Annotated in this window: 6 protein-coding genes; 4 read left to right on the forward strand and 2 right to left on the reverse strand. The window is 52.1% G+C overall.

The genetic code is table 11. From position 1 onward, the window contains the following. Positions 1-135 precede the first annotated feature (135 nt). Both RA29_RS22115 and RA29_RS23000 read left to right on the forward strand, forming a co-directional pair. Positions 136-3,762 (forward strand): glycosyltransferase, encoded by a 3,627-nt coding sequence (locus RA29_RS22115; RefSeq protein ID WP_193743587.1) that lies wholly within the window; start codon positions 136-138, stop codon positions 3,760-3,762. A 56-nt stretch (positions 3,763-3,818) separates the two neighbouring features. Further along, positions 3,819-4,823, forward strand: a complete 1,005-nt coding sequence (locus RA29_RS23000) for a hypothetical protein (protein ID WP_152613086.1) — start codon at positions 3,819-3,821, stop codon at positions 4,821-4,823. A gap of 437 nt (positions 4,824-5,260) precedes the next feature. On the opposite strand, the gene RA29_RS19050 is transcribed toward RA29_RS23000, so the two are convergent. Continuing rightward, complete coding sequence (locus RA29_RS19050) at positions 5,261-5,611, reverse strand: hypothetical protein (protein ID WP_039689018.1); 351 nt, start codon at positions 5,609-5,611, stop codon at positions 5,261-5,263. 217 nt (positions 5,612-5,828) lie between these two features. Here RA29_RS19050 and RA29_RS19055 point away from each other — a divergent pair, with 217 nt between their 5' ends. Continuing rightward, positions 5,829-6,830 (forward strand): glycosyltransferase family 2 protein, encoded by a 1,002-nt coding sequence (locus RA29_RS19055; RefSeq protein WP_193743588.1) that lies wholly within the window; start codon positions 5,829-5,831, stop codon positions 6,828-6,830. A gap of 34 nt (positions 6,831-6,864) precedes the next feature. Here the strand turns inward: RA29_RS19055 and galE are convergent, their stop codons facing one another. Then, complete coding sequence (gene galE / locus RA29_RS19060; RefSeq protein WP_206540157.1) at positions 6,865-7,875, reverse strand: UDP-glucose 4-epimerase GalE; 1,011 nt, start codon at positions 7,873-7,875, stop codon at positions 6,865-6,867. Positions 7,876-8,528: 653 nt separating this feature from the next. On the opposite strand from galE, the gene RA29_RS22595 reads away from it, so the two are divergent. After that, a complete protein-coding gene (locus RA29_RS22595; protein WP_082029629.1) occupies positions 8,529-8,669 on the forward strand; it encodes a helix-turn-helix domain-containing protein in 141 nt (46 codons plus the stop codon). Positions 8,670-9,024: the final 355 nt, after the last annotated feature.

Raw genomic sequence — 9,024 nt, forward strand, 5'->3', positions numbered from 1 at the left:
TTCAACAGAGCGTTCCAGACACTTCATTCGACAGGTCAAAGACAGGAGTGCACAACTTAGGTGCTTGAACATCAAGCTATCTTCTAACAAGACATGTTCAGACGTTCGTTCCGCCCTCTAGGGAAAGTGACTATCATGTTTGACCCAATATTTTACCGCCTAGTTTATAAGCTGCCCGACACTCTAACCGACGCTGATCTTCAGGATCACTTCGAACAGACTGGTTGGCGTCAATATCTTGACCCCAATCCATTTTTCAACGTGTCGGCATATCTGATGACTGCCAAAGATATTGCTGAGCAAGGCATCAATCCTTACGCCCACTATCTGGGCGCGGGCCACATGGAAGGCCGTCGCACCTCCCTAAGTCAATGGAATGACCCATCGGCACGTCTACACACTGATGAAGAGTTTGCCTTACTAAAAGAAGCAGTCCTGCCTGACTACATCAAACAACAGCGTCCGGACCTGAATGAGTTATCGGATGATGCGCTGCGGGCTTGGTATTTGGTCGTTGGATGGCGCGAGAATATCGATCCCAACCCCGAATTTTCTACAAATGGTTACCTGTCCCTGCATCAAGACGTCAGAGATGCAGCTATCAACCCATTGCTTAACTTCCTGCAGGTAGGGGCGGCCGAAGGCCGAGAGGTGATCTCTACCCAGGCGCAACGCCAGGCTGAACAGGATGTGTTGGCGGCCTTGTCGGCGCGGCTGGCCCCGCGGTTCGACCATGCTTTCTATCGTGCTCAGGACGCCGACCTTGAAGGGTTGGACGACGAGGAAACGGTCAGGCACTACTTGAAAAGTGGATGGCTTAGCGGGCTAGATCCAAGCCCAGATTTCTCGACGAATGGTTATCTCGAGCTCAACCCTGATGTCAGGGACAGGAAGGGAAACCCCTTTGTACACCTGATAATGTTTGGTGAGGCGGAAGGTCGCGAAAGCATACCGTCAAACCGCACTGATATTATCGTTTTTGACCAAAGTACCGCTCTTCCAGTGGAAAATGTTGAAGAAGAAGTGCCTGAACGTACAGGTAACATCGACACTGAGAACCACCACTCTTCGTCTCCCGAAGAACGCGCTGACGCCGCAGCAATCCGGCGTTTCTTCGACTTTGCTTGGTATCGGCAAACTTATCCTCAGTTTTCGGACTCCGATGAGCAAGCCATTTTGTATGATTACCTAGAAAACGGTTGGCGAGAAGACCGCGATCCATCGCCTGCATTTTCGTCAAAATTTTACAAAGAAAACTATCAGGACATCAGCTCCAACGACATTAACCCGCTTCTGCATTATGCACTTTTCGGAATGGCCGAGGGCCGTCACGCGACGCCACCTGCCGCAGCTGCTACGCCTCCATCTGTTGCTGAACAGGATCTGGCCGCTGTCCGGGACAGCTTCAACGCCGCCTGGTATCGGAAAATATATAAAATTGAAGGATCAGATGAAGAACAACTGATACACTACATGACTAATGGCTGGAAAGAAGGACACGATCCGTGTCCCGAATTTTCTACCAGCCATTATCTGGCAACCTATTCAGACATCGCTGCGGGTGGATCGAACCCGTTTCTTCATTATGTGCTCTTCGGGAAAAATGAAGGTCGCCAGTCACGCCCTGACAATATTGCAGTGGAGTTTCTATTCGACCCGGATGCCAACCTTGTTCCCAATTACCCTGAAGTCTTGACCGGCGGATTGATTTCCTCTGGTGCGGTCGCGCCAGATGTCTCTGATAGGTCCTGTCTTGATATTCACTGGTTGATCCCAGATTTCGCTGCGGGTGGCGGTGGGCACATGACGATCTTCCGAATGGTTCGCTACCTTGAGAACTTTGGCCACCGCTGTACAATTTGGATTGAACAGCCGCGGATACACGACAGTGCAGACGCGGCGTGGGAAGATATCGTAAAGTATTTTCAATGTGTTGAAGCGAATGTCCGTTTTGTCCGGGACGGCTTCTACGAGACGTCCGGCGATATTGTGATCGCGACGGGTTGGAGTACAGCTTGGATTGCACAAGCCGCTGAAGGTTTTGCTGCATGCATGTACTTTGTTCAGGACCATGAGCCGGAGTTCTATCCAACTGGGGCAAACGGCAAACTCGCGCGGGAGACTTACGGCTTTGATCTCGGCTGTATCTGCGCCAGCCCCTGGCTCGAAGAGCTAATGAAAACGCGGTACAATAGATGGGCCAAGGGCTTCTATCTGGCTTTAGAGCAGGAGCAATATGGCATTCATGATGCAAAGGCTCATAAAAAAAGGTTCAATAAGAGAATTAGCGGCAAGTTCAAAATTGCCGTCTACGGTCGACAGCATACGGATCGGCGGTGCGTTCCGCTGGCGCTCGCAGCTTTACAGATTCTCGCTCGGCGACGGCAGGATTTCGAGGTGCACTTCTTTGGCCAGGATAAGATGCCGTTTTCCGAGACCCCCTTCATCGCCTATAATCACGGCGTCTTGGGCAGCGAAAAGTTGGCCGAACTTTACAATGATGCCCATCTTGGGATGTGTTTTTCTGGGACAAACTACTCTCTCGTTCCCAAGGAAATGATGTCTTGCGGTCTACCCCTTCTGGAGCTGGATGGCGAAAGCACCCGAGCCATCTTCCCTGAAGGGGTGGTCGCTCTGGCGGGACCGCATCCTGCGGACATCGCGGACCGGATTGAGGCGTTGATGCAAGATCCGGCGACACGCAAGGCTCAAAGCAAAGCAGCTCTCAATTGGGTCGGTACGTTCAACTGGGAAAAGAGCGCACGTGAGGTCGAGGCAGCCATCCTAGAATACATGGCCCACAAAAATCTTTCACTGTCCGCTCCCGCCGGGCAGCGGGTGCGCGAGACGTTGATGGATGTCATTATTCCAACGTGGAACGGTCGCGAGGAATTCAAACCTGTTCTCAAAGCTTTGCGTGAACAGAGGCTGGCGGATCAGATCCAGATCCATTGTATCGATTCAACTTCCAGTGACGGGACGATCGAATGGCTGAGCAAGCAAAAGGATGTCAGCCTGACAGTCATTGATCAGAAGGATTTCCAACATGGTCGCACACGGAATGATGGTATTGCTTTGGGGCAGGCACCCATCGCGGCCATACTGACGCAGGACGCACAACCAGTGGGGCGCGCATGGGCGACCGACATTCTCAAAATGTTTAACGCGGTGCCGGAGGCCGCGGGCCTGTTCGGGCGCCACATCGCCTATCCAGACCACCCCCGCTTTGTGCGCGAAGAGATCGCCAATCATTTCGCGCATATGCAGCAATTTCCGCTGGTCCTGTCGAAGGATACCGATCGGGACCTTTGGGAAAGCGGGGATGTAGGCTGGCGGCAGATGCTGCACTTCTATTCCGACAATAACTCCGCTATGCGCCGAGCGGTATGGGAGGACATTCCCTATCCGGAAGTCGACTATGGAGAGGATCAGGTCTGGGCGCGCGACATCATAGAAGCCGGTTTTTCTAAGATCTATGCTCCGACCGCAGCCGTATATCACAGCCATGACTATGACCCGGAGCAAACCTATAAGCGGTCTTTCACTGAGGGGGCTTTCTTCTATGAACATTTTGGTTATGAATTGGGCACAGGGACTGAAGAGCAGATCGCCGAATGTGTCGCTTGCGAGCAACGTGACCTTGCCATCTGGGGGAGTCGTAACAACGTGTCTGAAGCCGAAATACAGATGCGCCAGAAAAATGTGGCTGCAAAATACCGTGGATGGCGGGACGGTTTAAACTCTGTGTTCGAAACAGCATAGTAAAAGCAATAAACCTGTGCTCAAGCGGGTCTCGCCTGAAGGAAGCGGATAGAAACATGGAGGCAATTCTCCACATTGGAACAGAGAAAACTGGAACCACGAGTTTTCAGAGGTATTGTTACAATAACCAAGCTGAGCTGATGGAGCAGGGGATATTTTATCCTGCTGGCCTTGGCGGTGAGAATCACAGATTTATTTCAATGTATGGGCTTGAAGCGGAAAATGCTGATGAGGCCATGCGAGCTATGAATATCCAAACGGCTTCAGATCAGGAAAAATTTAGAGCTAAAGTTGAAAAAACTCTTGATAATCAGATTAGTGGAATTTCAAGTGGAAGTGTTGCCCTTTTTTCAAGTGAGCATCTTCATTCAAGGCTAAAAGATGTAGCCTCGATAGGTAGGGTAAAGAGTTTACTTGATCAGTTTTTCGAAAAAGTCACAGTAGTTGTTCATTTGCGGCCACAAATCGACGTCGCTATTTCACTTGCATCTACGCAAGCACGAGTCGGCGGAAGCGTCCGAGAAAGTTTCTTTAATCAAATGAAAGTAGATAACCCATATTATAATTATAATATGCTTGTTGGGATGTGGGAGGAGGTTTTTGGGGCGTCTAACATTCGCTGTATATCATTTAATTCTTCTCCTGATTTTCTATCCTGGTTTACGAAAAGTTTCGATTTAAGATTGCCCAAAGTATCAACTGATTACCGTATAAATGAGGCGCTGGACGTCCAAACTATTGCAATGATTAACGCTCTTGTAGACAGCGGAACAGGTCAAAATATAGACTTTAGAGTGCTTGACAGGTTGCCTGTAAAGGAAAAGCTAACCCTGTCTCAAGCAAGTGCTCGGCGATTACAGAATGCATTTGTTATTTCTAATCGCGCACTCATAGATCGACGCGATGATATGAAAGTAGGAGATTTACAGCCGGCTTGGCATAAGTTTCCAGAGAAAGGAAACTTGGAAAAACTATCCGAGAGGGTTTTCTTTGCGGAAGGCTTTGCTGCATTGGTGGGCTACTACAACGATATTATTGGGGAAGAAAAGTCTAAAAGCTAACTTGAGGGCTAGATAAGAAATCAAAATACATTAGTAAAGTGTAATTGTATTTGTATTTCTGCCAATGTGCCCCCTAACTTTGAAGGACCTTCACATTTTGGCTGATATTTTTGTAATATGCCTTGGCAATAATCCCCTTTTTTTAAAGGCGCGTTAGTAGGATCTAAGCTACCTTCAATTTCTGTATTTGGGTTATCTCATCGACCTACTTATTTTGTGCCGCCCCGATAGAAGCCGGTCCGCCGCTATAACTAGGAATCGGAGGATCAACGTTGGGAATCGAGTAGCAAATACTGGAAGGGATTATCACGAAGTTAAGGTCGGTTGAGGTGCTGTGCGGCCAAGGAATGGCGCGGTTTGCTTGTTTATGCGATGGTGAAAGTGAAAATCCAGGCTACGTGCGACTGCCAGAAGTCGAAATAGCCACCTCCCGGGTCCTAGACCCCGTCTATGAGGAATCTCAGCTGCTCTAGCACTTCCTTGGTGTTCTCGTTCGAGGTCTGGATTTCTTTCTTGAGGCCTTTGAATTCCCTCGCTTGATCGCGGTACCCATCCCGGATGTCTTGTATAAACGCCAGAGGGTGCTCAGCGAACCCCGTCATCTGGTCGCGGTCCGCTGGCTTCAGAAGGCCGAGGATCGGTAGGAGACGGCGGATGCAAGGTCTGCGGCAAAGGTCGGAGCCGAACTGGTCGCCAGTGATCCCAAAGGCGACCGTCACTAAGGTGTCTATCGGCTGGCGTACTGCCACACCGATCGCCGCCAGCACCACCGGGTAGATCGATATCAAGACGACATTGTCAGGATCGGCCGGGCACTCTTGAAAGAACGCAACTGTCAGTAGGACGGCTACTGGAGGTGCTCCACCCAATCGAAAAGCACCGCACCAGGCCAGCCACTAACCGCGATTTCATCAGTCTTTTCTGATGTTTGAAATGGTACCAGGGGACGGAATCGAACCACCGAAACGAGGATTTTCAATCTTCGATTAATCGTGGATGACGGCTATGACTTCGGTCTATTGGCATAAGGGCTTTCTGATCTCAAAACGATATGGGATAGGAGCGGGCATGCCCACGCTATCCCCCCTCCCAACTGTTGCTGTCTTGATGGCAACCTTTAATGGTGGTCGAGACGTGGTGGCGCAACTCGACAGTATTGCAAGCCAAACCCATCTGCCAGATTTGATCTTGATCAGTGATGATGGGTCCAAGGATGCAACATGCACACATATCGATGCTTTTGCAGCCGCCCATCCCGACATACCGGTGATGCGTATCGACGGCCCGCAGCAAGGCGCCACGCGTAACTTCTTGCATTTGTTGATACATACGCCAGACGAGATTGATGTCGTGGCTTTTTGTGATCAAGATGACGTTTGGCTGGACCACAAATTGGCGCGCGGCTTGGAACATCTGAAAACAGCAGATACGGCCCCCACGCTTTACTGCGCACGCACATGGGTCTGCGATGTCAATCTGAACAAGCGCAGGATGTCGCGCTTTCCCAAAGCACCGCCTGGCTTCAGAAACGCAATCGTGCAAAACATTGCGGCGGGCAACACCATCATGCTGAACCGCCAGGCTTTGAGTATTGCACGTAGGCTGGCCCGACGCACCCGCAAGACAGTGGTTCACGACTGGTGGCTCTACCAGATCATTACCGGTATCGGCGGGCACGTGATCTGTGATGCAGAACCGGTGCTGCTGTATCGCCAGCACAGGAACAATCTGGTAGGCGCCAATTTCGGGCTTCAGGCATGGATCAAACGTATGAATCATGTCAGACGCGGAGGGCTGCGCCGCTGGACAACGACCAACCTCGTCGCCCTGCGCCACGCATCAGATGACCTGACCGATGAAAATCGCGCTATCTTGGCTGCATTCACATATATACGCCGCAAGCCATGGTGGCGCAGAGTGCAGGGCATCTACCGTCTAGGCCTTTACCGACAAAGACGTCTTGGACAAGCCTCGCTATTTGCGGCAGCAATTCTGGGCTTTTTGTAGCCCCGCAGGCCATTGGTCACTCTTTGAAATACGCTTAGTTGCTCGCCACTTTCTGCGCATAAGCCCAAGCGTCCCGCACAATGTCCTCAATGCTGCTGTGGTGCGCGTACCAGCCCAGTACGTCATGAGCGCGCGTAGGGTCGGCTACCAGAACGGCAGGATCGCCCGGCCGGCGGTCTGCCTCTATCACAGGGAACTCGCAGCCTGAGATGCTGGCCACTGCCTCCACCACTTCGCGCACACTAAGGCCCTTTCCCGTGCCAAGATTGATGGCGGAAAATCCTGGCTCATCCGTGGCAAGCAGCTTCTTCACCGCCGCCACATGGCCTGCGGCCAGATCGGTGACATGGATGTAGTCGCGAATGCAGGTACCGTCAGGCGTGGGATAGTCCGTGCCGTTGATGTAGATCTGCGGCCGGGTGCCTTGCGCGGCTTGGATGACCAACGGGATAAGGTGGGTTTCAGGATCGTGCCGTTCGCCCGTTCGCCCGGCGGCATCGGCCCCACATGCATTGAAATATCGCAAGGCAATCGCTTGCAGTCCGTGTGGCTCCACGCAGGCCTCCAGCATCTGCTCCACCATGACCTTGCTGTCACCGTAAGGATTGATCGGCGCGCGGGGCAGGTCTTCGTGCAGCATGGAGACGTCGGTGTTGTTGCCATAGGCAGCGGCCGTAGAAGAAAAGACGATTTTCTGTAAACCTGCGGCTGTCATGGCTTCCAGCAACGCCAGCGTGCCCGTGACGTTGTTGCGGAAGAACGGCAGTGGCGTCAGCACCGATTGCCCGGCTTCGATAAGCGCCGCAAAATGTACGACGCAATCGACGGCATATGTGCGCAGTGTTTCTTGCAGCAGCGCAACGTCCGCCAAATCCCCTTCCACCAGATGGGCGCCAAAGCAGGCATCTCGATGGCCAGTGGAAAAGTTATCATAGACCACCGTGTCAAAGCCGGCCTCATTCAGCGCAAGCACCGTATGAGAGCCGATATAGCCGGCCCCGCCTATCACCATCACCGTCTGATCTTGCGCCATCTGCGCCTCCAATTGTTCAGAGCGCCGTCTGGCACAGATACCTCACGCTCGCAATGGACTGCTCTGTCGCCCTCGGCATTTGACGCCTCGCGCCCGCTCGCCCGAGCGCAGCAAAAGAGTGTGCTGGATACGGCAGGCAACGACTGGTTGCCCGTCCCAGACAATGAAGACGTACCAGTCAAGTTCGAGAACAATCGAGTATGGGCCACGATGCCTGGCAACATATCACTGATCATGGACGGCACAGAGAGACCACCAGCATCAGCTGCAACAACGTGCTGTACAGCGCTGGCGGAGGTCACGGTACAACTTATGGCTTTGCCGGGGCAGGCAGGTTGGACAGTAATGCGCGATGTACTTAACTGTCTGTTTCGGGGAGTGGCAGCTAGGGGCGGGATGTGTTGATTTATTCCGGTACCGGGCAGATTACACCATTGCGCAGAACAGCATCTGCGCGGGTGTGACCAATAATACTGAAGGTGACTGCATCATCGGTTACACAGAAGTGTTGCCGTTTGCCGATGGAATTTTCCGTTGCAGTGAACGTAACTTATGCACATTAATTAACATAATCCACATTACAGAATATTAGCAATGTATGCTGGTACATTTTAAACTGGGTTGCGACAATTCCACTATCTTGCCGAAAAGCAGGGAGAACGGACATGACCCACACAGAACTGGATTTGCGTGAAAGACTCGCAATCAAAGACATGTTGAATGCAAAAGTGCCCGTTCGAGAGATGGCGCGGGTTCTGAAGCGCTCGAACTCCACCACTCATCGTGAGATCAAACGCAATTTCTGAGCCGATGATGCCTTCCTAAAGAAGTACGCGGGCTCCTTTGCCCGCACGGCGCAATTGCAGACGAACAAGCGTCGATCTGTGCAGCGCAAGCTGATCCGGCCTGACAGTGCCGCCCACCGCCCCCAGTTTAGACATTGGGAGGCTGATCTTGTCTTGTTCAAACAACGCTTCGGGCATTTGCCGTGCTGCTGAAGACCCCAAACAAATGCACGAAGCCAATGAGGGGTAGGATCATGAAGACAGTGCGTGACCTGCCCCATGTTGCCAGCCGTTCCATCATCTTCGACCGTGGCACCGCGTTGTCAGCTGGCCCCACCTGCGGCAGAGATCGGGACGCAAACCTGGGTCGGTGACC

The organism is Tateyamaria sp. ANG-S1 (assembly GCF_000814025.1).
Taxonomy (GTDB): domain Bacteria; phylum Pseudomonadota; class Alphaproteobacteria; order Rhodobacterales; family Rhodobacteraceae; genus Tateyamaria.

Bases quoted from the DNA above. Each gene is read 5' to 3' on its own strand.
- RA29_RS22115 (WP_193743587.1), top strand. From the start codon at position 136: ATGTTTGACCCAATATTTTACCGCCTAGTTTATAAGCTGCCCGACACT.
- RA29_RS23000 (WP_152613086.1), top strand. From the start codon at position 3,819: ATGGAGGCAATTCTCCACATTGGAACAGAGAAAACTGGAACCACGAGT.
- RA29_RS19055 (WP_193743588.1), top strand. From the start codon at position 5,829: ATGACTTCGGTCTATTGGCATAAGGGCTTTCTGATCTCAAAACGATAT.
- RA29_RS22595 (WP_082029629.1), top strand. From the start codon at position 8,529: ATGACCCACACAGAACTGGATTTGCGTGAAAGACTCGCAATCAAAGAC.